Below are 24,051 nucleotides of genomic sequence, written 5' to 3' on the forward strand. Positions count from 1 at the left end.
TTTTCTGAAAATAGGCGCTTACGCAGTTTTAATTCTGCTGAACGTAATTGTATTTTCCTTCAGCATCCTTTTCCCACTTGTACATGACATAGCCTGGAAGCTTGGGATCGCCCTTCTCGTCATAGGACAGATCGCCCAACACGGTCTTGAACGGACCTTTTTCCTTCAATGCTGTAGCAATTTCCTGCGGATCGTTGCTACCGGCCGCCTTGGCGGCCTGAGCCAGTGACTGCACGGCCGCATAGGTATAAAGCGTATAAGCTTCAGGCTCAAAACCCGCATCACGGAATTTCTTTACCAGATCCGCATTATCAGGATTGTTGCGCGGATCGGGGCCAAAGGTATTGAGCGTACCCTCAACGGCGGGACCGGCAATCGAAGCAAGTTCGTTCGAGACAATGCCATCACCGGAAATGAATTGTGCCTTGACACCCTGATCAGCGAGCTGTCGGATAATCAGACCCGCTTCGGCGTGCATACCGCCCCAGTAAACAACCGTAATACCGGCCTGCTTGAGCTTGGCGATCAGAGCCGAAAAATCTTTTTCACCAACATTGACGCCTTCATAGAGCGCTTCCTTGGCATCAAGCTCGGTGAGCTTCTTGCGGGTTTCATCGGCAAGACCCTGACCATAAGGGGTCTTGTCGTGAATGATAGCGACCTTTGCATCCTTGAAATTGTCAAAAATGTACTGGCCTGCCACGATGCCCTGCTGATCGTCACGACCGCAAGTACGGAACGTGTTCCAGAGACCGCGATCAGTATAGACCGGATTTGTCGCACCGGGCGAAATTTCCAGAATACCGTTCTCGGCGTAAACGTCCGATACCGGGATCGTGACGCCCGAGTTGAAGTGCCCGATGACATATTTCACGCCGTCGGCGGCAAACTTATTGGCAACCGAAATGCCCTGCTTTGGATCGGACACGTCGTCACCAAGCGTGATGGCAATCTTTTCGCCATTGATGCCACCGGCATCATTTATTTCCTTGATCGCCTCTTCAGCGCCGCGCTTGATCTGTGCACCATACACGGCGTTTGGCCCCGTCAAAGGCGCACCAATACCAAGAAGCACATCAGCCCAAGCCGTTCCACCAAAAGAAACGAGAGCAGCCAGCGCTACACCAGAAAAAAGAGATTTCTTCATTTTTGGAACTCCCACAATTATATTTACCCCGAAACGACGTTCTTCATCGCTTATTATCTTGCCGATTACTCAGCAATATCTACGTTGAACCCTAACACTGTCAACGTAATCTTTATAAAGCATCGCACTATTTTTGCGATACTTGAACTATTTCGCTTTCCAGCTCAAAGGCGTGGCTTTCTCATACAGCCAGCTATACTGGCGCACCATCTGCTTGGTGCGGGTGTAGCGAAAGCCGAGCGTGCCAATGATCATCAGGACGAGCGTATCGATCACGTAGTAGTGCATCGACAAAAGTGTGCCGCCAAACAGCGCATAATGGATGAAACGGACCGCTGCCCCGAGCGGAATCATATAAGCCAGCAAAATCGCATAGCTGCGCCATGTCGATGCGCAGGCTCGTCCCGTCATCCATGCAGCCCACCCACCCAGCAGGCAGGTGATAAGAAAAAACAGCCAGAATGACGGCTCTTCATAAAGAATACCCTGCATTTCGTTCTCCCTTTAATGCCTTCCGCCTTCGAGATAGGCAGCGCGCACTTCTGGATTAGCGAGAAGATCACGTCCCGTGCCGCTCATGGTAATCGAACCGTTGACCATAACATAGCCGCGATCCGCCAGTTTCAATGCGCCAAAGGCGTTCTGCTCGACAAGGAACACCGTCAGCCCCTGGGTCTTGTTCAGCTCCTTGATCGCCTCGAAAATCTGCTTCACGATCAGCGGTGCAAGACCAAGCGATGGCTCATCGAGCAACAGTAGCTTCGGACGGGCCATCAACGCGCGGGCAATTGCCAGCATCTGCTGCTCACCACCTGAGAGCGTTCCACCGCGCTGACTGACGCGTTCCTTCAGACGTGGGAACAAATCAAACATCAGTTCAACATCGGCATCGAAATAGTGCTGGTTATCGAGGCTAGCCCCCATCTGGAGATTTTCCATCACGGTCATGCGTGGAAAAATGCGACGCCCTTCCGGAGACTGCGCGATCCGCAGCTTTGCAATCTCATGCGGCGGCATGGCGGTAATGTCTTTGCCGTTGAAGACAATGCGGCCAGTGCGTGCGCGCGGTGATCCGAAGATGGTCATCATCAGAGTCGATTTACCGGCACCATTCGCACCGATCAGCGCCACGATTTCACCCTCGTCAACACTCAGATCAATACCCTTGAGCGCGCAGATATTGCCGTAATAGGTTTCGACCTTTTCAACGGCCAGAAGCGGTTGTTTCTTGTCACGTTCAGCCTGCATCACTCGCCTTCCTTCTTCGGCGTGGCCGGAGCTTCGGCGCTCTTTTCCGCGTCTTCTTCTTCGATGGCTTCTTCGGCCAGTTGCGTGGCTATGAAGTCCGCCGGATCGCCCGTGCCGGGTTTATCGGCCTCCTCGATCAACTCGGCGATTTCGTCATCGTCGACGCCCAGATAGGCCGCAATCACACGCGGGTCGTTCTTCACCTCTTCCGGTGTACCATCGGAGATCTTGGTGCCATATTCCAGCACGATGACATGGTCGGAGATTTCCATAACCACCGACATGTCATGCTCAATGAGCAGGATCGACGTTCCCGTTTCCTTGCTGATATCAAGCAGCAGCCTGTTGAGCTCGGACGATTCGCGCGGATTGAGACCGGCTGCCGGTTCGTCGAGACACAGGATTTCTGGCTCTGTGCACATGGCTCGCGCTATCTCAAGCCGGCGCTGATCGCCATAGGGAAGATCGCCGGCAGGATCATCCGCACGATGGATCAGATTGATCTTCTCCAGCCAGAAACGCGCTTTCTCGATTGCCTCACGCGCTGCCGCTTTATAACCGGGCAGCCCCAGAAGCCCCAGAACAGTGAAACCGGAAGAACGCATCAGTGTATTATGCTGGGCGACCAGCAGGTTTTCCAGAACGGTCAGACCCGAGAAGAGGCGGATATTCTGGAAGGTACGCGCCACTTTGGCATGGCGGGTGATCTTGAAATCAGGCAGTCGCTCCAGAAGAAACTGTTCACCCGTCTGCCGGTGCATCGTCAGCATGCCGCCCGTTGGCTTATAAAAACCGGTGATGCAGTTGAACACGGTTGTCTTGCCCGCGCCATTGGGTCCAATAAGCGCCGTGATTTCACCGCGCCGGACATCGAAGCTCAGGTCGTTGATGGCGACAAGGCCGCCGAAGCGCATCGACAGATGCTCGACCTGAAGGATCACGTTTTTCTGGGCATTATCGGGCATAATATGCGTCTCTACCATCAGCCATGCCCTTCCTTGGTAAAGGCACCCGAAACCATCTTCCTCTTGTTGAGGAAAGCGCTCGGCTCCCGGCTTCCGACAAATCCACGCGGTTTCCAGACCATGACCACGACCATGGCAAGACCGAAGATAAGCATACGGTAAAGCTCTGGTGTGAAATCAGCCCCGAAAATCGCCTTCAGGAAGCCCATTTCACGCAGGATTTCCGTCCCACCCACCATGACAATGGCGGCGATTGCGATACCGACCAGTGATCCCATTCCACCTAGAACGACAATCGCGAGAATGACTGCCGATTCAAGGAAAACGAAGGATTCGGGACTAACGAAGCCCTGGCGTGCGGCAAAGAACGAGCCCGCAAACCCGCCAAACATCGCGCCGGTGGCAAAAGCCGTCAGCTTGGTGGTGGTGGTGTTGATGCCAAGCGACCGGCAGGCAATTTCATCTTCACGCAACGCCTCCCATGCCCGCCCAACGGGCATGCGCCGCATACGGATGGTCACCCATGCCGTCAGCAACGCCAGCAAGAGAATGATGTAATACAGGAAGAATTTATAGTGCGCGGGAGAGAAGGCCAGTCCCATCGTGGCAGCAAAGCCATCCTTGCTGGCATTGAAGGGCAATCCGAAGAAGGTCGCCTTTGCAATGCCCGAAACACCAAATGTACCTCTGGTAACATCGGTCCAGTTTATGAGCACGAGACGGATAATTTCACCAAACGCCAACGTGACGATGGCAAGATAGTCACCGCGCAAACGCAGCACCGGAAATCCAAGGATCACCCCCCATGTCGCGGCCAGAATGCCGGCGAGCGGCAGCAAAATCCAGAAGGACAGGCCGAAATAGGTCGATAACAGAGCATAGGAATATGCACCGACCGCATAGAAGGCTACATAACCGAGATCAAGGAGTCCGGCGAGGCCGACAACGATGTTCAGCCCCCAGGCAAGCATCACATAGATGAGAATCTGGACGCCAAAATTATCGACCCATTTGAGCGACCCTTGCCAACCCAGCGTCATGACGATCAGGATTGGGTAGGCGAAAAGAAAAGCGACACCCAGCTTGGAGAAATGGGTCACGAAAAAGGGTTGCTCTACGGCGGCAGATGCGGGCTCGCGACTTTTGGCAAGCTTGCGCTCTTCGAGCGCAGGCTGCACCCAAGCAATGAAGGTGAAGCGTCCCAGCGCGGCTAAAGCGACCATCACCGCCAGCGCAATCGGGCGCTGCTGCAGCACAAGTGCATTGTTGATATTCTGATCGGTCTTGAAACCGACAATGAGAATGAAGAGTCCCAGAGCCAGAAGACCGGCTATTATTCCCTCGCGGATGGCCCGGCCATAAAGGGAATCCGGGCGTGAACTCGACTGTACAGCCATGATTACACCTTTTCGACTTCAGGACGGCCAAGAATGCCGGATGGCATGAAGATCAGCACGATAGCCAGAATAGAGAACGCAGCGACATCCTTGTAGTCAATCGTGAAATAGGCCGACCACAATGCTTCGATAAGCCCGATCAAAAGTCCACCAACGACTGCGCCCGGAAGCGACCCGATACCGCCTAGAACCGCAGCAGTGAAGGCTTTCACGCCAGGTATGAACCCGTCCGCAAAAGAAATCACCCCGTAGAAGGACAGGTACAGCGTACCGGCAACGGCGGCCAGCATGGCCCCCATCACGAAGGTCAGCGAAATAACGCGATCAACATTGATGCCAAGCAGCGCCGCCATCTTGCGGTCCTGCTCGCAGGCGCGCTGTGCACGGCCAAGCGAGGTCCGATTGACGATATACCAGAAGAGCGTGAGCAATACCGCCGTAACCACGATGACCACGACCTGCTTGAGCGAAATCGTCACGCCGGTCCCAAATAGATTATAGGAACCGCTCAGAAGCTGTGGAACCGGCTTGTTGCGCGGCCCTTGCGTCACCTGAACAAAATTCGACAAAGCAATAGACATGCCGATCGCCGTAATCAGCGGTGCAAGCCTGAACGAACCGCGCAACGGCCGATAAGCCACGCGCTCGATCGTCCAGCTCCACAATCCCGTCAGCATCATCGCCACGATCATCATCAGGAAGAGCATAAGTGCTATCGGCAGAAGTCCGATAAATGTCGTAATGATCAAAAAGACAATCAGCGCCATGAAAGCGCCGAGCATGAAGACATCACCGTGGGAAAAGTTGATCATCCCGATGATGCCGTAAACCATCGTATAGCCGATGGCGATCAAGCCATAGATCGAACCGAGCGCGAGCCCGTTGATCACCTGCTGGAAGAAATATTCCATCGATTAGCCACCCATTTTACACCCCGGGATGTTTATCGCGCATCTTTATTTCGCGCACCATCATTTTTTTCCCGGAAGATTACACCTAACGGCTGCGCCAAGGAATGCAAGCCTCTTTGTCTTAGACAAAAGGCTAAACGCGACCCTCGCCCACAAACCAGTCATGTTCACTAATAAATGCCCTGTATATGCTCTTTTCTCCTATTAGAAGCATCTTTTCCCACATTTTCCCCAAAGCTCGAAAAGCTGAATTTTAGGGTGTCGGCACATCTTTGCGCAACCGTACCCGTTTTGCTAAGCGACCGTAAACCCATGTGCGAAAGGATCACGGTCATCAATGAAGATTGTATTATATCCGGTCATCCGCGCCCAGCCTGCAATTGACGGGATGATGGCGGGCTTGCCGGCGACTTCCGCTGACCGCTCAACCCGTCCATGAAAAAGGGAGCCGATGATCGATTCGTGTACGAAATCATCTCCGGGCTTCAGTTTTCCTTTGGCTGCAAGTTGCGCCATACGGGCCGAAGTGCCAGTACCGCACGGCGAGCGGTCGATGGCTTTGTCGCCATAGAAGACCGCGTTGCGCGCATGCGCTTCAGGTTTTGTCGGCTTTCCCGTCCACAGGATGTGCGTCAGACGATTGATATCGCTGAGCTCAGGATGTTGAAACTTGTATTTCTCGTTCAGGCGCTGACGCAGGATTGGACTCCAGCCGATCAATTGCAGCGCGGAATAATCTTGCATGTCGGTGTAATTTTCTTGGCGCTCGACAATCGCATAGAAATTGCCGCCGTAGGAGACATCCACCTTGAGCGGCCCTAGATCAGGGCATTCCACCTCAAGCGCTTCTGCATAAAGAAAAGCTGGAACATTGGTCAGGCGAACGCGCTCTACATATTGCCCTTCTTGTTCATACTCTATGGCAACCAGACCGGCAGGCGTTTCAAGATTGAGCTTGCCCGGCGTCTTCGGTGTTATCAACCCCTGCTCTATGGCCATCGTAACCGTGCCTATGGTTCCATGGCCGCACATGGGCAGACAGCCTGACGTTTCGATAAACAGCACCGCGACGTCGCAATCAGGCCGCGTCGGTGGATAGAGGATCGAGCCGGACATCATGTCATGGCCGCGCGGCTCGAACATCAAACCGGTTCTGATCCAGTCATATTCGCGCAAAAAATGGGCACGCTTTTCCATCATGTTCGAGCCGACAAGGTTCGGGCCACCACCCGCAACAAGGCGCACGGGATTGCCGCAGGTGTGTCCGTCGACGCAGAAAAAAGAATGCTTTGCCATGATGGTCAATTCCGAAAACGTTGTGGCTTGAATGGTTCGATATCGATGGCAGGCTTTTCCTGCAAGACCAGATCACGGATGATCCGCCCCGTTGCTGCTGCCTGAGTCAGACCGAGATGGCCATGACCAAACCCGTAATAAAGATTGCCACCGGCGCTCGCACGACCAATGACCGGCAGGGAATCAGGCATGGATGGGCGATATCCCATCCATTGCCGCCCACCTTCCGTCTTGAGGCCAGGAAGGAACATCGACGCCTTTTTCAACATCGCTTTTGAGCGGGCATAATTGGGCGGCAGTTTCAGCCCACCAAATTCCACAGCACCCCCGACCCGCAATCCTGTCGTCAGCGGTGTAATGACGAAGCCGTGCCCCGGAAAGGTCAATTGCCGCTTCACATCGAAACTATCGGCTGGAAGCGTCGTGTTATAACCGCGCTCGGTATCAAGTGGCAGAACGTCGCCAAACTCCTTTGCGAGATTGCCCGACCATGCACCAGCCATGACCACAAGATGTTTCGCATCGATAATGTTGCCATCGGCAAGCTGTACTTGCGCGCCGTCTCCAGCACTCCTGACGCCTGTGACGTCTGCTTTGAGGAACCGCGCGCCTAAACGCTGCGCATGAGCCCAGATTGCTTGTCCGAACAGTTTTGGATCGTCAACGTTCTTCCATCCAGGAACAAAAGTTCCGGCGACGAAACGCGGGCTCAAACCGGGCTGCAAATCTTCCAGCCTTTTAGCGCGCACGTGTTCATAGGCGATGCCCGCCTTTTCGCGGATATCCCAGCCGGGCTGCGAAAGGGACAATTCATCGTCATTTTCATAAAGCTCAAGATTTCCATTCTCCCGCAGGCTGGCGCGCAACCCCGCCCTGTCGATCAGTGCCAGCATTTCGCTTTCGGCAAGACGCATCATCGCACCCTGGGCGAGTGCAGTCTTCATTTGTGCCGCAGCACTGCTTGCACGCCAGAAGCGATAAAGCCAAGGCACCATTTTCGGAAAATAGGATGGGCGGATCGTAAACGGTCCGAGCGGATCCATCAACCAGCCCGGCACCTTGCGCATGACACCCTTTGAAGCCATCGGCAGAATATCCGAAAAGGCCAGCGCTGCGGCATTGCCTACACTCGTTTCCTCACAAATTCCGACCCGGTCTATGAGCAGCACATCACGGCCAGCCTCAACAAGCAACGCTGCGGTGGCAACGCCGACGATACCGCCACCGATAATGGCGATATCATGCGGCTCAGAGGGACTGGATCTCATTTTTGTGGCTTCCAACCTGAATAGACGGCTATCTGCTCGGCATCGTCTGAATATAGAGATGATGATAACGATCGATATTGATATATCAAAAATATATCTGTATGATTTTCTCGTGTCAATCGCATTCGAAAAACCATAGGAACGGCATGATCGAAACGCACAAGAGCAAGCAGGCATCTGCAATGGCCACCGATCCTGTGATGGTTGCCATTGACGGTTTCGGCAACGAAAGCCTTGCCGAACAAGCCTATCGTATCCTCGAAAGAATGATTGTCATGCTGGAGCTCGAGCCTGGAACGGTTGTCACCGAAGGCAGGCTAATCGATCTGACCGGCATGGGGCGCACGCCGGTGCGTGAAGCGATCCAGCGCCTCGCCTGGGAAGGTCTCATGGACGTGCGCCCACGGTCCGGCATCGCAATAGCATCGATAAACCCGGAAGATTTCGCAAAAGTGATTGATGCACGCGAAGGGGTAGAGCGTGTTCTGGCGCGCGACGCCGCCCGCTTCGGCAGCCCCCGCGATTATGAGCGTTTGGAAAAAGCTGCCATGACGATGCGTTCGGCAATTCCAGCCGAGGACATCGCTACATTTCTCGACGCCGACAAGGCGTTTGATGTCGTCTTGGGTTCGGCGTCCAACAACCCCTATGCGGTGCGCCTTGCCGCACCGCTTCAGACACATAGCCGCCGCTTCTGGTTTCACTTGCGGCCGTCATCCGGGATTTCCGCCTCTGCCAATGCCCATGCGGCACTGATCGAGGCCATTGTTTCACGCCAGCCAGACCATGCCAGCGATACAGCCGGAAAATTGATGAACTATCTGCGCACGCTTGCGCCATAAGCGCATCGATCTAATGGCTTTTACGAGTTTTGCATTTGAAAAGATCATCGTGGCAGTCGGAATTCTAATGTCAAATTCAATCCACTAGGGGAGAAGCTAAATTGCCTCGGCTTCACCTGGCATTTTATTCATGGAAGTCGACATTTTATGCAGGACATGGAGCGCAACGCTCATCTCCTCGTCACTCACGCCTTCGAGCAGCTCTTCACGCACATCTTCGGCAAGCTTGACCACCTGCTCGGCAAGACTTCTGCCTTCGGCCGTCATGACGATACGCTTGGCCCGGCGATCACCGGGAACTGCTTGCCTCTCGATAAAGGACTGCCGCTCGAGCCCGTCAAGCAACCGAACCATCGTTGCATTTTCGATCTCCAGAACTTCTGCCAGTTCCTTCTGGTAGAGCCCTTCCTGCTCCATCAAGGCAAGCAAGGTGCGTGCGCGCGCAAGTGTAAGTCCGCGTTCCTTGACGCGCGCGTCGAAAACGGTACGCACCTTGCGGTTGACCTTCGCCATGGCGTCGATCATCTCTGCCTTGAGGTCCAATTGGCTCATGTCCACCGTCTCGTCACATAGGGGCCTAATTATTAGATATGTCTGGTAAACGGAGCGCCACATATTTTCAACGCCGTCGTTGAACTTTCACGCAAGCGTGAAAGGCCGTTATCTCGATTGCGCCGATTTGCCTTCGCCATTCCCCATCGAAACAAAAGAAAAGCGGGCCAAAGCCCGCTTTCAGTCATCCATAGATATTGATTATCGATCAAGCTGGAAGAACGGCACCTTGTAACGTCATCAACTGATGCAGGAATGTTTCAGCCTTGGTGCGATGTTCGCTGGATGTTGCACTCTCCAGTGTTTCACGTGCATGTTCAATGCGACGCTGGATATCCGCTTTATCGAAGTCATCAATATGGGTTGCCGACTCAGCAAGCAAAGTGCAATTCTGTGGCGTGATATCGGCAAAACCACCGAAAACCACGTAAGAATCGGATTTACCGTCGGCAAGCTTCACAGAAACGACACCCGGCATAATCGTCGTCATCAACGGCGAATGACCGGCGAGTGCTGTCAGGTAGCCTTCGCTGCCCGGTATAACCACTTCCGTTACTTCTGCCGAAAGCAGGAGCCGCTCAGGCGACACGAGTTCGAATTGGAAAGCTTGAGCCATGGTTCTCACTTGATATTAGACATGAAAAGATTTTCCCGGCGGACATAATATCCGCCGGAAACTCAATTCATCAGGCAGCTTCTGCAGCCAGCTTCTTGGCCTTTTCCAGAGCCTCATCGATGCTGCCGACCATGTAGAAGGCAGCTTCTGGAAGATGATCGTAATCGCCTGCACAAAGGCCCTTGAAGCCCTTGATGGTGTCGGCGAGATCGACCAGCTTGCCCGGCGAACCGGTGAAGACTTCAGCCACGAAGAACGGCTGGCTGAGGAAGCGTTCGATCTTGCGCGCGCGCGCCACGGAGATCTTGTCTTCTTCCGACAGTTCGTCCATGCCAAGGATCGCGATGATGTCCTGAAGCGCCTTGTAGCGTTGCAGGATCGACTGAACCTCACGAGCCACACCGTAATGCTCTTCACCGACGATCATCGGATCCAGCATACGCGAAGTCGATTCCAGCGGATCAACGGCCGGGTAAATACCCTTTTCAGCGATCGAGCGGTTCAACGTGGTCGTTGCGTCAAGATGCGCGAACGAGGTTGCCGGTGCAGGGTCGGTCAAGTCATCGGCAGGAACATAAATCGCCTGCACGGAAGTAATCGAACCCTTGGTTGTCGTTGTAATACGCTCCTGCATGGCACCCATGTCGGTCGCCAGCGTCGGCTGATAGCCCACAGCCGAAGGAATACGACCCAGAAGAGCCGACAGTTCCGAACCAGCCTGCGTGAAGCGGAAGATATTGTCCACGAAGAACAGAACGTCCTGGCCCTTGTCGCGGAAGTTTTCAGCAACCGTCAGACCCGAAAGGGCAACACGGGCACGCGCACCCGGAGGCTCGTTCATCTGACCGTAAACAAGTGCGGCTTTCGAGCCTTCACCACCACCGAGCTTGTTCACGCCCGATTCGATCATTTCGTGGTAAAGATCATTGCCTTCACGGGTACGTTCACCAACACCGGCGAAAACCGAGTAACCACCGTGCGCCTTGGCGACGTTGTTGATGAGTTCCATGATAAGAACGGTCTTGCCAACGCCGGCACCACCAAACAGGCCGATCTTGCCGCCCTTGGCGTAAGGCGCGAGAAGGTCGACGACCTTGATGCCCGTAACCAGAATTTCAGCTTCAGTCGACTGCTCTGTATATTCAGGCGCAGGCTGGTGAATGGCGCGCAGCGTCTTGGTCTTGAGCGGACCGGCTTCGTCAACGGGCTCGCCGATGACGTTCATGATACGACCCAGAGTTTCTTCGCCGACTGGAACCATAATCGGGTTGCCGGTATCGCGAACTTCCTGACCACGAACCAGACCTTCGGTCGCGTCCATAGCGATGGTACGAACCGTGTCTTCACCCAGATGCTGCGCCACTTCGAGAACCAGACGATGGCCCTGATTGTCGAGTTCAAGCGCGTTGAGGATCAGCGGAAGCTGGCCTTCGGGAAACTTGACGTCGACGACGGCGCCGATGACCTGCGTGATACGGCCAGTCGCACCGCTCGCTGTCGCAGTCTTTGGGCTTGCTGCCTTCGGAGCTGACGACTTGACAGCGGCAGGCTTGGCTGCTGCTGGTTTTGGCGCTGCTGCTGGCTTTGAAGCCGCGGGCTTCTTAGCGGGTGCTTTGGCTGCAGGCTTCGCCTCGGCCGCGGCGGGTGTTTTCGGGGTCGCTGCTTTTGCCATCGATCCTTACCTTCCTTTAGCATGACACCGAAAAGTTGCAGCCTCTTCGGAAGATCATGCGGTAAAACCAAACTTCAGAGCATTTCCAGCAAAAGTGCGTAAGCGGCTTTGCGCCGGATAATGCGTAACAAGTCCTTAGAGCGCTTCCGCGCCCGAAATAATTTCGATCAGTTCCTTGGTGATCTGCGCCTGACGCTGACGGTTATACGTGATCGACAATTTGTTGATCATGTCGCCCGCATTGCGCGTCGCATTATCCATGGCACTCATCTTCGCGCCCATCTCACCGGCAACGTTTTCCAGCAATGCGCGGAAAATCTGCACCGAGATATTGCGTGGGATCAGCGTGCTCAGGATTGCTGCCGGATCAGGTTCATATTCGTAGATTGCATCACCCGCCGTTTCCGCCTGCGAAGTATCACCTGCCGAGGCAGGAATAAGCTGCTGGGCGGTCGGAATCTGTGCAATCACCGACTTGAACTCGGAATAAAACAGCGTGCAGACGTCGAATGCGCCTTCTTCGAACAAAGAAATAATCTTCTGTCCGATCTGGTCGGCATGCACGAAGGCAAGCTGTTTCACTTCACGCAGATTGACGTGATCAATGAGCAGCGAAGTGAATTCACGGCGCAGAATATCCGCGCCCTTCTTGCCGACTGTTATGATCTTAACCGTCTTGCCTTCAGCCAAAAGCTTGCGGGCATGATCACGCGCAAGACGCGCAATCTGCGAGTTGAAACCGCCGCAAAGACCACGCTCCGCGGTGCAGACGACGAGCAGATGCACATCGTCCTTACCCGTACCAGCCATCAGGGCCGGCGCATCTTCACCCGAAACATTCTGCGCGATATTTGCGAGAACGGCACCCATGCGCTGCGAGTAAGGCCGTGCAGCCTCCGCAGCTTCCTGAGCACGGCGCAACTTGGCCGCTGCGACCATCTGCATCGCCCGGGTGATTTTCTGCGTCGCCTTGACCGAGGCGATACGGTTTCTCAGATCCTTTAGTGAAGGCATCCGTTCATCCCGTCTGAAGCATGATTCCGAAAAGTTGCCGGCTTTTCGGATAAAATCATGCGGCTAAACATAAATCAGGCAAAAGACTTGGCGTAAGCGTCGATCGCCGCTTTGAGCTTGCCCTTGATATCATCGCTGATGGCTTTCTCATCGCGGATCGCATCCAGCACATCCTTGTGCTCATTGCGCAGCGAAGAAAGAAGACCTTCTTCGAACTTGCTAACCTGATTGACGGCGAGCTTGTCAAGATAGCCATTCACACCGGCAAAGATCACGGCAACCTGTTCTTCCGTCTTGAGCGGCGAGAACTGCGGCTGCTTGAGAAGCTCGGTCAAACGTGCACCACGGTTAAGCAGACGCTGCGTCGAAGCATCAAGATCGGAACCGAACTGTGCGAAGGCCGCCATTTCACGGTACTGCGCGAGTTCACCCTTGATCGAGCCTGCAACCTGCTTCATGGCCTTGATCTGAGCGGCGGAACCAACGCGCGAAACCGACAGACCGACGTTAACAGCCGGACGGATACCCTGATAGAACAGATTGGTTTCAAGGAAGATCTGGCCGTCGGTGATCGAGATCACATTGGTCGGAATAAAGGCCGAAACGTCGTTGCCCTGCGTTTCGATGACCGGCAGAGCCGTCAGCGAGCCAGCGCCGCTTTCGTCATTGAGCTTTGCAGCGCGTTCGAGAAGACGCGAGTGCAGATAGAAAACGTCGCCCGGATAAGCTTCACGGCCCGGAGGACGACGCAGCAGAAGCGACATCTGACGATAGGCAACAGCCTGCTTGGACAGATCGTCATAGCCGATCAGTGCGTGCTGACCATTGTCGCGGAAATATTCGCCGATGGCGCAGCCTGCGAAAGGTGCTAGATACTGCATCGGAGCCGGATCGGAAGCAGTTGCCGCGATCACGACGGAATATTCAAGAGCGCCGCGTTCTTCAAGAACCTTCACGAACTGTGCAACGGTCGAACGCTTCTGGCCGATAGCCACATAGACGCAATAAAGCTTTTCTTTCTCGGGGCCATTATCGTGGATCGCCTTCTGGTTAAGGAAGGCGTCGAGAATGATCGCAGTCTTGCCGGTCTGGCGGTCACCGATGACCAGCTCACGCTGGCCACGGCCAACCGGGATAAGAGCATCAACGGCCTTGAGGCCGGTCGACATCGGCTCATGAACCGACTTGCGCGGGATGATGCCGGGTGCCTTGACGTCCACGCGGCGACGCTCGGTTGCCTTGATCGGACCCTTTCCGTCAATCGGGTTGCCGAGCGCGTCAACAACGCGGCCAAGCAGGCCCGGACCGACAGGAACGTCAACGATCGCGCCGGTACGCTTGACGACGTCGCCTTCCTTGATGTCACGGTCGGCACCGAAGATAACGACACCGACATTGTCATTTTCAAGGTTCAGCGCCATGCCGCGAATACCACCGGGGAATTCGACCATTTCGCCAGCCTGAACATTGTCCAGACCATAAACACGAGCAATACCGTCACCGACGGACAGAACCTGACCGACTTCCGAGACCTCAGCCTCTTTGCCGAAATTCTTGATTTGCTCTTTCAGGATAGCGGAAATTTCCGCGGCGCGGATGTCCATCAGCCGACCTCTTTCAGTGCAAGCTTGAGAGAAGAAAGTTTTGTGCGAAGGGACGTGTCGATCTGACGCGAACCCATTTTGACGATAAGACCGCCGAGGATCGACGGATCGACGGTGACGTTGATCGTCACGTCCTTGCCGGCCACGCTTTTCAGCGTTGCCTTCAATTCGTTTTGCTGCGCCGCAGTCAACGCATGCGCAGAAATCACATCGGCGGAAACCTCGCCGCGATGTTCGGCTGCAATCTTGCGGAAAGCGGCAATGATACCCGGCACCGCGAAAAGACGCCGGTTGCGCGCAACAACGCGCAGAAAATTGCCAACCAGCCCCTTGATGCCCGCCTTGTCGGCAATCGCGCCAATGGCGTGCAGCTGGTCTTCTGCAGAGAAGACCGGACTGGTTATTAAACGCTTGAGATCGTCGCTTCCATTAAGAAGGGCCTCGAAACGGCCAAGATCTTTTTCCACAGCGGCAATAGAATTTGCCTCTAGCGCCAGATCGAAAAGCGATCCGGCGTAACGCTGTGCGACACCTGAAATGAGCGAAGACGTTTCAGCCACGAACAACCTGCTCTCTACGTTGAAATCATCCTTTTGGACCCTAATTTCGCTCAGGAAACCAAGCCGATGATTTTATTGAATCTTTCCGGAGAACCTCTGACGCGCGGACACGCCAACACCGAAATGTGATTGCCGTCTAGCATAGACGAACGGGACTCGCAACACGCGAATCCCGCACTTTTATGTAAGTTTGGTCGTGTTTTTCGATTTAAAAACCTGGCCGCTTAACCGATAAAGCCGAAAGCATAGAGGAGTGGACCTGCCGCCAGCAAAAATTCGATGATGGCAGCCCCCCAGTTATAGAGCGTCCCACCCCTATCTGACATCATGGAAATAAAGCGCCCGAACAGCGCAAATCCCCATACGGCGCCAAGGACGACCCACAAGAACGGCTGCGCAAAGATAAGGCAGCCGAAGCCTAAGCCCAGATAAGGACCGGCAAGAACCGCACGTATGGAACCGAAGGCTTCAGGCCGCGCATTGATCGGTTGCAGGCGAAGCAATTTCATGGTGATGCCCGGCGCAAACAGCATGATAAGACCAGCAAAGGCGGTTAGCGCGGCAGAACACCATGCCATCCATTCGCCGGTCGTTGCAGGAAGATAGAGCTCCATCAGTATACCCCTATGGTTTGAAACTCTGTAGCGAGAAAACCATCGCGTTTCCACACCCGCGCACTTCACAGGAAGCTTTGCGGGTCAATATCCACCTGAACACGAACCGAACCGCGTGCCTTTGGCGCATTGCTCAGCACTGCGCGGATAAACGCCTGAATATCGGCGCGTTTCGTGCCATGGATCAGAATGCGGAAACGATAACGCCCGCGTATGAGGGCAAGCGGCGCTTCCGCAGGTCCAAGCACCGAAATATCAGAAGAAGAAGGCGCGGCACGGCGTAGCGCACGGGCATGGTTTTCAGCATCTACGCGGCTATCGGCAGAAATGATCAGCGCCGCAAGCCGCCCGAATGGCGGCAACAGACTGCGCTCGCGCTCTTCGATCTCGCGAGCATAAAAGGCATCCGAATCACCACTCACGATCGCCCGCATCACCGGGTGATCCGGCTGATAGGTTTGAAGTAGCCCAAGGCTTTTGCGCCCTGTGCGCCCAGCGCGGCCCGTCACCTGATTGAGCAGCTGAAACGTGCGTTCAGCAGCACGCGGATCGCCATTGGCAAGGCCGAGATCGGCATCGATGACGCCCACCAGCGTCATATTGGGAAAATTATGGCCTTTGGCGACCAACTGCGTGCCGATCACAATATCCGCCTCGCCCTTGGCAATGGCATCGAGTTCCAGCCGCAGACGCTTGACACCCCCCGCCATGTCGGACGACAGAACAATGATTCGCGCCTCGCTGAACGTTGCCGCCACTTCTTCGGCAATCCGTTCCACGCCTGGGCCGCAGGCGACCAGATGATCGAGCGTGCCGCATTCGGGGCAGGCATCAGGCGTCGGCTCATGATAGCCGCACTGGTGACACATGAGCTGGCCGCGAAAGCGATGCTCAACCAGCCAGCTTGAACATTGCGGACATTGAAAGCGATGGCCGCAGACCCGGCAGAGCGTCAAAGGCGCGTAGCCACGCCGGTTGAGGAACAAAAGCGCCTGTTCGCCGCGTGCCACCGTTTTGCCGATTTCCTCAGTGAGCGCTGGCGACAGAAACCGTCCGGGCGGCGGCGGAGAACGCCGCATGTCAATGGTTTTGAGATCAGGAAGAGCGGCGTCTGCATAACGCCCATAAAGCTTGATTCGCTTATAACGCCCCTGATCGGCATTGACCTGACTTTCAATCGACGGCGTGGCTGACGCCAACACGACGGGAAAGCCGCCAATATGTGCACGCACCACCGCCATATCGCGGGCATTATAAAAAACGCGGTCTTCCTGCTTATAGGCCGGATCATGCTCCTCATCGACCACGATGAGGCCAAGATCGCGAAATGGCAAAAACAGCGCGGAACGCGCACCGGCCACCACCCGCACGGTGCCTTCGGCCACCTGGCGCCACACGCGTTCACGGGTACGGGGGGCAAGATCGGAATGCCATTCGGCGGGTTTTGCCCCGAATCGCTCATGAAAACGGTCGAGAAACTGTTGCGTCAGCGCAATTTCCGGCAAGAGAATAAGCACCTGCCTGCCCTGCTCCAGCGCTTTTGCAACCGCCTCAAAATAGACTTCCGTCTTGCCCGAACCGGTCACGCCGTCGAGAAGTGTGACCGAAAACTGGTTTTCTTCCACGGATTTCGCCAGCATGTCAGATGCCGCCTGCTGATCTTCCGACAATTGCGCCCGACCATATTCGATATCGGGTTTTGCCACGACCGCAGGTGGCGGCAGCGACACCTCCTCGAACACGCCCTGACTTTTAAGCCCGTCCACCACAGTCAGTGAAACGCCTGCGGCATGGGCAAGGCCGGAACGGGTCCACGCAAGTCCCTCGCGCACAAGCTCCATCACCCGCAGGCGCGCATCAGTCATGCGTTCGGGTTCTCCGCCGTTATAGCGCAGACCGGCAACGGACGGTTCGGGATCGAAAGCCGCAGGCACGCGCAAGATCATCCGCGCCACCATGCCCGGCGGCGACAACGTATAATCAGCCGCCCAGCGCATGAAGCGCAGCATGTCGGCATTGACCGGCGGACAATCAAAAACTTGCGCAATGGCCCGCAGTTTCGACACATTGACCTGATCACTTTCACCGTCGCAAACGATGCCCGGCACTTCGCGCGGCCCCAGAGGCACGCGCACAACCGATCCCGGCTGAACCGTCATGCCCTCTGGAACCAGATAGGAATAAGCGCGTTCGGCAGGCATGGGGACGAGCACCGGAACCACCCGTAAAGCGGGTTCGGCAAAGAGGCCCAAAATATCGTGCGAATCTTTCGACATGATTGCGTGACCTTGGCGCGGCTTTGCGCTAAAGAAAAGCCACCTTCCGGGATTTAAATTGGTTTAAATTCCTCAAACCCCACCGCGCTCACTATGGAGGAACGATGTTATGAAGTTTTTCGTCGACACTGCGGACGTCAAGGAAATTCGCGAACTCAACGATTTAGGTCTGGTCGACGGCGTGACCACCAACCCGTCACTGATCTTGAAATCGGGTCGTGACATCATCGAAGTCACCAAGGAAATCTGCTCTTTCGTCAAGGGCCCGGTTTCGGCTGAAGTCGCTGGCACCGAATATGAGCAGATCATGAAGGAAGCCGCGGTCATTTCCAAGATCGCAGACAATATCTGCATCAAGTTGCCGCTGACGCTCGACGGTCTCAAGGCGTGCAAGGCTTTGACCTCGGATGGTCACAAGACCAATGTGACGCTGTGCTTCTCGGCCAATCAGGCGCTTCTCGCTGCAAAAGCCGGAGCGACTTTTGTTTCGCCCTTTATCGGTCGTCTCGACGATACCGGCATTAACGGCATGGAACTGATTGCTGAAATCCGCACTATTTTCGACAATTACGATTTCCAGACCGAAATTCTTGCGGCTTCGATCCGTACCGTCAATCACGTCAAGGAAGCAGCGCTGATCGGTGCCGATGTCGTCACCGCGCCACCTGCAACGCTGAAAGGTCTGGTAAAGCATCCGCTGACCGACAAGGGGCTTGAAGCCTTCCTCGCCGATTGGGCCAAGACGGGTCAGAAGATCGCCTGATCGATCACCATCTTCAAAGAAAAAGGCGGGTCAATGACCCGCCTTTTTTGTGTTTCATTCCCATGTCATCTCCCCCTTGATGACTTTGGCCCCGAGCTCCAGACTGCTTTCACCGCCAAGATCGGGATAGCGTTTTTTCATCGCGACGATCAGCTCGCCACTGTCCTTTGCCTTGGCGGCTTCCTCCTCAAAAGCAACGAGATAATCGCGGGTGAATGTGATCGCCGAAACATCCGTTGCCGAGCCGGACGTCATATGCGCGGGAACGACAATAGCAGGATCACGGGCGGCAATACTATCAAGGGTGGCGATCCATGCTTTGCGCTGCTCTGCCTCCGGCGTATCGGCAATCCACACATGTTCGCCCGCCGTAATCAGCACACCGCCGAATATGGCTTTGAGCGACGGCACCCAGAGATAGCGCCGGTTGTCCATGCCTTGCGCTTCAACGATCTCGATGGCATTGCCGTCAAGCTCCAGCGCCTTTGCATCGGATGCTTCGGGGATAACGACATCCGATAAGGCTTGCGGACCATTTTCCTTGAGCTGCGGTCCCCAAACCTTGAGCTTTTCTGCAACATTGCCCTTGATCGCTTCGACCGTTTCCGGTGCCGCAATGACACGGGCGTCGGGAAACGCTGATCTGATCGGCCCAAGGCTGAAATAATAGTCCGGGTCGCTCTGACTGACATAGATCATGGTCAGTTTCTTCCCGCTCTCGCGGATCTTTTCAGCAACCGCCTTGCCGTCCGAAAGGGTGAAGCCGCCATCGAGCAGGATTGCTTCACTCTCCCCTTCCAGAAGAACGGGGGTGCGTAAAAAGCCGTTTTCATCGGCCTGAAAATATTGCCATTTTAACGGTTTGGCCGCTTCTTGCGCCGTTGCATGCCCCGCCATTGCCAGCCCTGCAGCAAAGGCAAGACCACTGACAATTCCAAAAACTCGTTTCATCCGACTACTCCTATTACAAGCTGGTTTGAACCAATGGACGTATGGTCCACTTCGTATGCAGGAATATTCAGTTTGTGTATTTATTGATAAAAAACAAGAAGTTAAATTATAATTCCATAGGAACACCAATGTTACCTTGTTCAATATATTATGCTTTTTACAGGTTAGAGCACCGTGCACCCGGCCGCCCCCGCCGGGAAACTCCACCATGTTGAAGTTTCCCGTCGCGCTTTTCAAAAAGCAACTGTGATTTTGAAGTCAACTGGCAGAACAAAAAGCGGCACACTGCGGCGCCGCTTTTAAATACTATGCAAAATTACATCAGAGCTTTGACAACTTCATCGCAAGCGAAAGGTAAATCTGCTGTGCCAGTTCTTCTGCGGCACGCTTGGTCGCATCGCGCTGAGCGCGCAGGTTGGCGAATTCCTGACGCGGACGGTCGAACGATGCGCCCGCGGTGCGGGTGCCGCGCGCCACAGGCTTGCCGTCCATGTCACGCAGCACGAAATTTGACGTCGCCTTGATAATCCCTGCCGACGGCCGACCAGTGCGGTCGGTCCGATCACCGATATCCACGCTCACAGCATTCAATGCCTTAAGGCCCAATCCAAGGCTTAGCCTGTAGTTCGGATGGGCAGGCTCACCTGCACCACCGCTCAACAGGAAGATCAGCTGATTACGGACCTGCTGCCCGAACACGTTACCAGCTGGTTCTATGGCCACCGAAGCAAGCTTGCTGCGCATATCCGGTGCCGCACTACCACCGATGGTAGCACCCGCATTGCCAGATGAATAAAGCGGCTGCGCGGTGCAGCCTGCAAGGAGTATCACAGCACCCAGTGCTACAAAACCAGCGCGAACAGACTTGACTGCGGACAAAAAGCGATCAGGCAACGACATTGACGATCCTTTGCGGAACCACGATGATTTTCTTCGGCGAGCCCCCATCAAGTGCTGCCTTGACGAAGTCAAGTTCGAGCACCGCCTGCTGGATGCTAGCTTGATCAGCGTCGCGGGCGATTGTCAAATCCCCCCGCTTCTTTCCGTTGATTTGAACAGGCAGGACGATCTCGTTTTCCACCACCAATGCCGGATCGAAAACCGGCCATGGCGCACGCGCAACCAGCGTCTGCTGACCAGCAATCTTTCCGTCCAAAACCTTAAGGCATTGTTCGGCCAGGTGCGGCATCATCGGTGCGAGCATGATGATCAGCATTTCGGTGGCTTCACGGGTTGCGGCTTTCAAGGCATCATTCGCCTTGGCCGACGCCACCTGCTGCAACGGTTGAGCCAAGATGTTGAGCAACTCATAAAGACGTGCAACGGCGCGATTGAAGGCCAGTTTCTCGATATCGTCACCGACCGACTTGACGGCCTTGTGCACAGCCTTGGAAACGGCAAGCGCCTCGCCTTCACTGCCCGCTTTCGGCGCAACATTTGCAAGCGCATCTGCTGCTTCAAAGACAAGGCGCCAGACGCGCTGCACAAAACGATGCGCGCCTTCAGCCCCCGCTTCCGTCCAGATCACATCGCGCTCAGGCGGCGAATCGGAAAGCACGAACCAGCGTGCCGTATCCGCACCATAGGATGCGATGATGTCATCGGGATCGACGACATTCTTCTTCGACTTCGACATTTTTTCAATCGAGCCGATTTCAACCGCTTCACCCGTTTCGATCAGCGTGGCCCGACGTGCGCCATCCACTTCCTCGATGCGAATATCGGCGGGTGCCACCCATTGGCCATTGGCCTTATAGGTTTCATGCACCACCATGCCCTGCGTGAACAGTCCCTTGAACGGCTCATCGACGCCGACATGGCCTGCGACCTTCATGGCGCGGGTAAAGAAACGCGAATACAACAGATGCAGGATCGCATGCTCGATGCCACCAATATATTGATCGACCGGCAACCAGCGATCCGCAGCCGCACGGTCCGTTGGCTCGTTTTCCCATGGTGCAGTGAAGCGCGTATAATACCATGATGAATCGACAAACGTGTCCATCGTGTCCGTCTCGCGACGCGCTTCGCCACCACATTTGGGGCATTTCACATGCCGCCAGGTCGCATGACGGTCGAGCGGATTACCGGGACGGTCGAATTCGACATCATCAGGCAGCTTGACTGGCAGATCGGCACGCGGCACCGGGTTGACGCCACAGCTTTCGCAATGAACCATCGGGATCGGACAGCCCCAATAGCGCTGGCGCGAAATGCCCCAGTCGCGCAGACGGAACTGCACCTTGCGGCTGGCCTGCGGGCGACCATCAAGCTCGGTCTTTTCAAGACGCTCCGCGACTTCATTGAAAGCGGCATCCGGCGCAAGCCCATCGAGGAAGCGCGAATTGATCATCACGCCGTCATCGGTAAAGGCGGTTTCGCCAACACTGAAACTGGCCGCGTCCTCACCTTTCGGCAGAACAACCGGCGTGACTTTCAAGCCGTATTTATTGGCAAAATCCAGATCGCGCTGATCATGCGCCGGACAGCCGAACACCGCACCCGTACCATATTCCATCAACACGAAATTGGCGACATAGAGTGGCAATTCCCAGTTCTCATCGAAGGGGTGTTTGACCTTGATGCCTGTATCAAACCCCTTCTTGTCAGCAGTTTCTAGTGCTGCAAGAGAAGTGCCTTGCTGATGGCATTCATCGATAAAGCCGGAAAGTCTGGCATTACCTAGCGCAATATGTTTTGCCAATGGATGATCGGCGGAGATCGCCACGAAAGCCGCACCGAACAACGTGTCGGGACGGGTGGTGTAAACCTCGACTTCCGAAAAACCTTGCGGTGCTGTCGCGCCATCGAGCGCGAAACGAACCTGCAAGCCTTCCGACTTGCCGATCCAGTTCTTCTGCATGAGGCGGACTTTTTCCGGCCATTGGTCGAGCGTATCGAGCCCCGACAGCAATTCCTCGCTGAAATCGGTGATCTTGAAAAACCATTGTGTCAGTTCGCGCTGTTCGACCAGCGCACCCGAACGCCAGCCGCGCCCATCCACCACCTGCTCATTGGCAAGCACGGTATTGTCGACGGGATCCCAATTGACCTTGGAGGTCTTGCGTGTCACCAGACCTTTTTCAAAAAGATCGATGAACAGCATCTGCTGGCGATGATAATACTCCACATCGCAGGTCGCAAATTCGCGTGACCAGTCGAGCGACAAACCCATAGATTTGAGCTGGCTCTTCATGGTGGCGATGTTCTGATAGGTCCATTCCTTAGGATGAACCTTGTTCTGCATTGCCGCATTTTCCGCAGGCATGCCGAATGCGTCCCAGCCCATTGGATGTAGAACGTTAAAACCCTTGGCGCGCTTATAGCGGGCGACCACATCGCCCATCGCATAATTGCGCACATGGCCCATATGGATGCGCCCCGATGGATAGGGAAACATCTCTAGGACGTAATATTTCTCGCGAGGGTCGCTGTTATCGGTTTCAAAAGTCCGGTTTTCGTCCCAGATTTTCTGCCAATGTGCTTCCGCCATGCGGGGATTATAACGTTCGGCTGCCATGAGCGTATTTACTCGTACGAAGGTGATGCAATAAAGAGAGTCGGTATTGAGCGCGACCTTCATCATGGTTTGAAGGTAGCGTCAAGTTTTTGCGGAAAAAAGACCGGAAAGTGAGAGTTTCATGGCCGATATCGTCGCCAGTCTCGATGCAGTCAGGAAAAAAGTCGCCGAGGCAGAAAAAGAGGCCCATCGCCCTTCCGGCTCGGTGGCACTCGTAGCCGTATCGAAAACCTATGATGGCGATACGATCACACCCGTTCTTGAAGCAGGACAACGCATTTTTGGCGAAAACCGTGTGCAGGAAGCGTTGGCCAAATGGCCTCAACTGCGCGAAAAATATTCCGGTATCGAGTTGCATTTGATCGGCCCACTGCAATCCAACAAGGCAGCGGATGCGGTCGCTCTTTTCGACGTGATCGAAACCGTCGACCGTGAAAAGATCGCAGCCGCACTCGCCACGGAAATCAAGAAGCAGGGAAAGTCGCCAAGACTTTACGTGCAGGTCAATACCGGCCTTGAAGAGCAGAAAGCAGGGATCGCGCCCAAAGACGCTGTGGCCTTCGTCGAACGTTGCCGCGACCATCACGGTCTTTTGATAGAAGGCCTGATGTGCATTCCGCCTGCGGACGAAAATCCCGGACCGCATTTTGCGCTGCTGGAAAAGCTAGCCCTTAAAGCCAGCGTCGAAAAGCTTTCCATGGGCATGTCCGGCGATTATGAAACGGCCGTCGGTTTCGGTGCCACATCGGTGCGGGTTGGCTCGGCAATTTTTGGCGAGAGGGATTATAGCTAACCCATATCCCGGCTGCGTCATTGTGGACCTATGCCTGTCCAT

General features: G+C 55.0%; 21 protein-coding genes and 1 pseudogene. 3 read left to right on the top strand and 19 right to left on the bottom strand.

Annotated elements, in window-relative coordinates; genetic code table 11:
• Positions 1–28 precede the first annotated feature (28 nt).
• The 8 genes and pseudogenes from AAIB41_RS08110 to AAIB41_RS08145 form a co-directional block, all read right to left on the bottom strand.
• Entirely contained in the window at positions 29–1,147 is a 1,119-nt protein-coding gene (locus tag AAIB41_RS08110; RefSeq protein ID WP_343312802.1) for a branched-chain amino acid ABC transporter substrate-binding protein, read from the bottom strand.
• Positions 1,148–1,294: 147 nt separating this feature from the next.
• Positions 1,295–1,639, bottom strand: coding sequence for a DUF6867 family protein (locus AAIB41_RS08115; protein WP_343312803.1), 345 nt, complete (start codon positions 1,637–1,639; stop codon positions 1,295–1,297).
• Positions 1,640–1,651: 12 nt separating this feature from the next.
• Positions 1,652–2,395 carry an ABC transporter ATP-binding protein gene (locus AAIB41_RS08120; RefSeq protein WP_343312804.1) on the bottom strand — a complete coding sequence of 248 codons (744 nt, stop codon included), beginning with the start codon at positions 2,393–2,395 and terminating at the stop codon, positions 1,652–1,654.
• Positions 2,396–2,448: 53 nt separating this feature from the next.
• A pseudogene (locus AAIB41_RS08125) lies at positions 2,449–3,378 on the bottom strand (ABC transporter ATP-binding protein); the annotation flags it as partial.
• Complete coding sequence (gene livM, locus AAIB41_RS08130; protein WP_343312805.1) at positions 3,378–4,757, bottom strand: high-affinity branched-chain amino acid ABC transporter permease LivM; 1,380 nt, start codon at positions 4,755–4,757, stop codon at positions 3,378–3,380. The gene livM and the pseudogene AAIB41_RS08125, both read right to left, overlap by 1 nt.
• A 2-nt stretch (positions 4,758–4,759) precedes the next feature.
• Positions 4,760–5,668, bottom strand: coding sequence for a branched-chain amino acid ABC transporter permease LivH (locus tag AAIB41_RS08135; protein WP_343312806.1), 909 nt, complete (start codon positions 5,666–5,668; stop codon positions 4,760–4,762).
• A gap of 294 nt (positions 5,669–5,962) precedes the next feature.
• Entirely contained in the window at positions 5,963–6,964 is a 1,002-nt protein-coding gene (locus AAIB41_RS08140; RefSeq protein WP_343312807.1) for a 4-hydroxyproline epimerase, read from the bottom strand.
• 5 nt (positions 6,965–6,969) lie between these two features.
• Entirely contained in the window at positions 6,970–8,232 is a 1,263-nt protein-coding gene (locus AAIB41_RS08145; protein WP_343312808.1) for an FAD-binding oxidoreductase, read from the bottom strand.
• A gap of 182 nt (positions 8,233–8,414) precedes the next feature.
• Here AAIB41_RS08145 and AAIB41_RS08150 point away from each other — a divergent pair, with 182 nt between their 5' ends.
• Positions 8,415–9,074 carry a GntR family transcriptional regulator gene (locus AAIB41_RS08150; protein WP_343314712.1) on the top strand — a complete coding sequence of 220 codons (660 nt, stop codon included), beginning with the start codon at positions 8,415–8,417 and terminating at the stop codon, positions 9,072–9,074.
• 96 nt (positions 9,075–9,170) lie between these two features.
• Here AAIB41_RS08150 and AAIB41_RS08155 read toward each other — a convergent pair whose 3' ends face one another.
• The 8 genes from AAIB41_RS08155 to AAIB41_RS08190 form a co-directional block, all read right to left on the bottom strand.
• A complete protein-coding gene (locus tag AAIB41_RS08155; protein WP_343312809.1) occupies positions 9,171–9,626 on the bottom strand; it encodes a MarR family transcriptional regulator in 456 nt (151 codons plus the stop codon).
• Positions 9,627–9,834: 208 nt separating this feature from the next.
• On the bottom strand, positions 9,835–10,242 hold the full coding sequence (locus AAIB41_RS08160; protein ID WP_343312810.1) for a F0F1 ATP synthase subunit epsilon: 408 nt from the start codon (positions 10,240–10,242) through the stop codon (positions 9,835–9,837).
• A 70-nt stretch (positions 10,243–10,312) separates the two neighbouring features.
• Complete coding sequence (atpD, locus tag AAIB41_RS08165; RefSeq protein ID WP_343312812.1) at positions 10,313–11,914, bottom strand: F0F1 ATP synthase subunit beta; 1,602 nt, start codon at positions 11,912–11,914, stop codon at positions 10,313–10,315.
• A gap of 135 nt (positions 11,915–12,049) precedes the next feature.
• Positions 12,050–12,928 carry a F0F1 ATP synthase subunit gamma gene (locus AAIB41_RS08170; protein WP_343312813.1) on the bottom strand — a complete coding sequence of 293 codons (879 nt, stop codon included), beginning with the start codon at positions 12,926–12,928 and terminating at the stop codon, positions 12,050–12,052.
• Between the two features lie 74 nt (positions 12,929–13,002).
• Positions 13,003–14,532, bottom strand: a complete 1,530-nt coding sequence (gene atpA, locus AAIB41_RS08175) for a F0F1 ATP synthase subunit alpha (RefSeq protein ID WP_343312814.1) — start codon at positions 14,530–14,532, stop codon at positions 13,003–13,005.
• Positions 14,532–15,092, bottom strand: coding sequence for a F0F1 ATP synthase subunit delta (locus tag AAIB41_RS08180; protein ID WP_343312815.1), 561 nt, complete (start codon positions 15,090–15,092; stop codon positions 14,532–14,534). The genes atpA and AAIB41_RS08180 overlap by 1 nt, the downstream gene beginning before the upstream one ends.
• Before the next feature lie 224 nt (positions 15,093–15,316).
• Positions 15,317–15,706, bottom strand: a complete 390-nt coding sequence (locus tag AAIB41_RS08185) for a DUF4345 domain-containing protein (RefSeq protein ID WP_343312816.1) — start codon at positions 15,704–15,706, stop codon at positions 15,317–15,319.
• A gap of 65 nt (positions 15,707–15,771) precedes the next feature.
• Positions 15,772–17,982: a primosomal protein N' gene (locus AAIB41_RS08190; RefSeq protein ID WP_343312817.1), complete on the bottom strand. Its 2,211-nt coding sequence runs from the start codon at positions 17,980–17,982 to the stop codon at positions 15,772–15,774.
• Between the two features lie 109 nt (positions 17,983–18,091).
• Between AAIB41_RS08190 and fsa the strand changes: the two genes are divergently transcribed.
• Positions 18,092–18,745 (top strand): fructose-6-phosphate aldolase, encoded by a 654-nt coding sequence (fsa, locus tag AAIB41_RS08195; protein WP_343312818.1) that lies wholly within the window; start codon positions 18,092–18,094, stop codon positions 18,743–18,745.
• A 54-nt stretch (positions 18,746–18,799) separates the two neighbouring features.
• Here the strand turns inward: fsa and AAIB41_RS08200 are convergent, their stop codons facing one another.
• The 3 genes from AAIB41_RS08200 to leuS form a co-directional block, all read right to left on the bottom strand.
• Complete coding sequence (locus tag AAIB41_RS08200; protein WP_343314713.1) at positions 18,800–19,642, bottom strand: MBL fold metallo-hydrolase; 843 nt, start codon at positions 19,640–19,642, stop codon at positions 18,800–18,802.
• Positions 19,643–20,017: 375 nt separating this feature from the next.
• Complete coding sequence (gene lptE, locus AAIB41_RS08205; protein ID WP_343312819.1) at positions 20,018–20,596, bottom strand: LPS assembly lipoprotein LptE; 579 nt, start codon at positions 20,594–20,596, stop codon at positions 20,018–20,020.
• Positions 20,583–23,216: a leucine--tRNA ligase gene (gene leuS / locus AAIB41_RS08210; RefSeq protein WP_343312820.1), complete on the bottom strand. Its 2,634-nt coding sequence runs from the start codon at positions 23,214–23,216 to the stop codon at positions 20,583–20,585. The genes lptE and leuS overlap by 14 nt, the downstream gene beginning before the upstream one ends.
• A 121-nt stretch (positions 23,217–23,337) precedes the next feature.
• On the opposite strand from leuS, the gene AAIB41_RS08215 reads away from it, so the two are divergent.
• Complete coding sequence (locus AAIB41_RS08215; RefSeq protein ID WP_343312821.1) at positions 23,338–24,009, top strand: YggS family pyridoxal phosphate-dependent enzyme; 672 nt, start codon at positions 23,338–23,340, stop codon at positions 24,007–24,009.
• Positions 24,010–24,051 lie beyond the last annotated feature (42 nt).

Source organism: Brucella sp. BE17 (assembly GCF_039545455.1).
Taxonomy (GTDB): Bacteria; Pseudomonadota; Alphaproteobacteria; order Rhizobiales; family Rhizobiaceae; genus Brucella.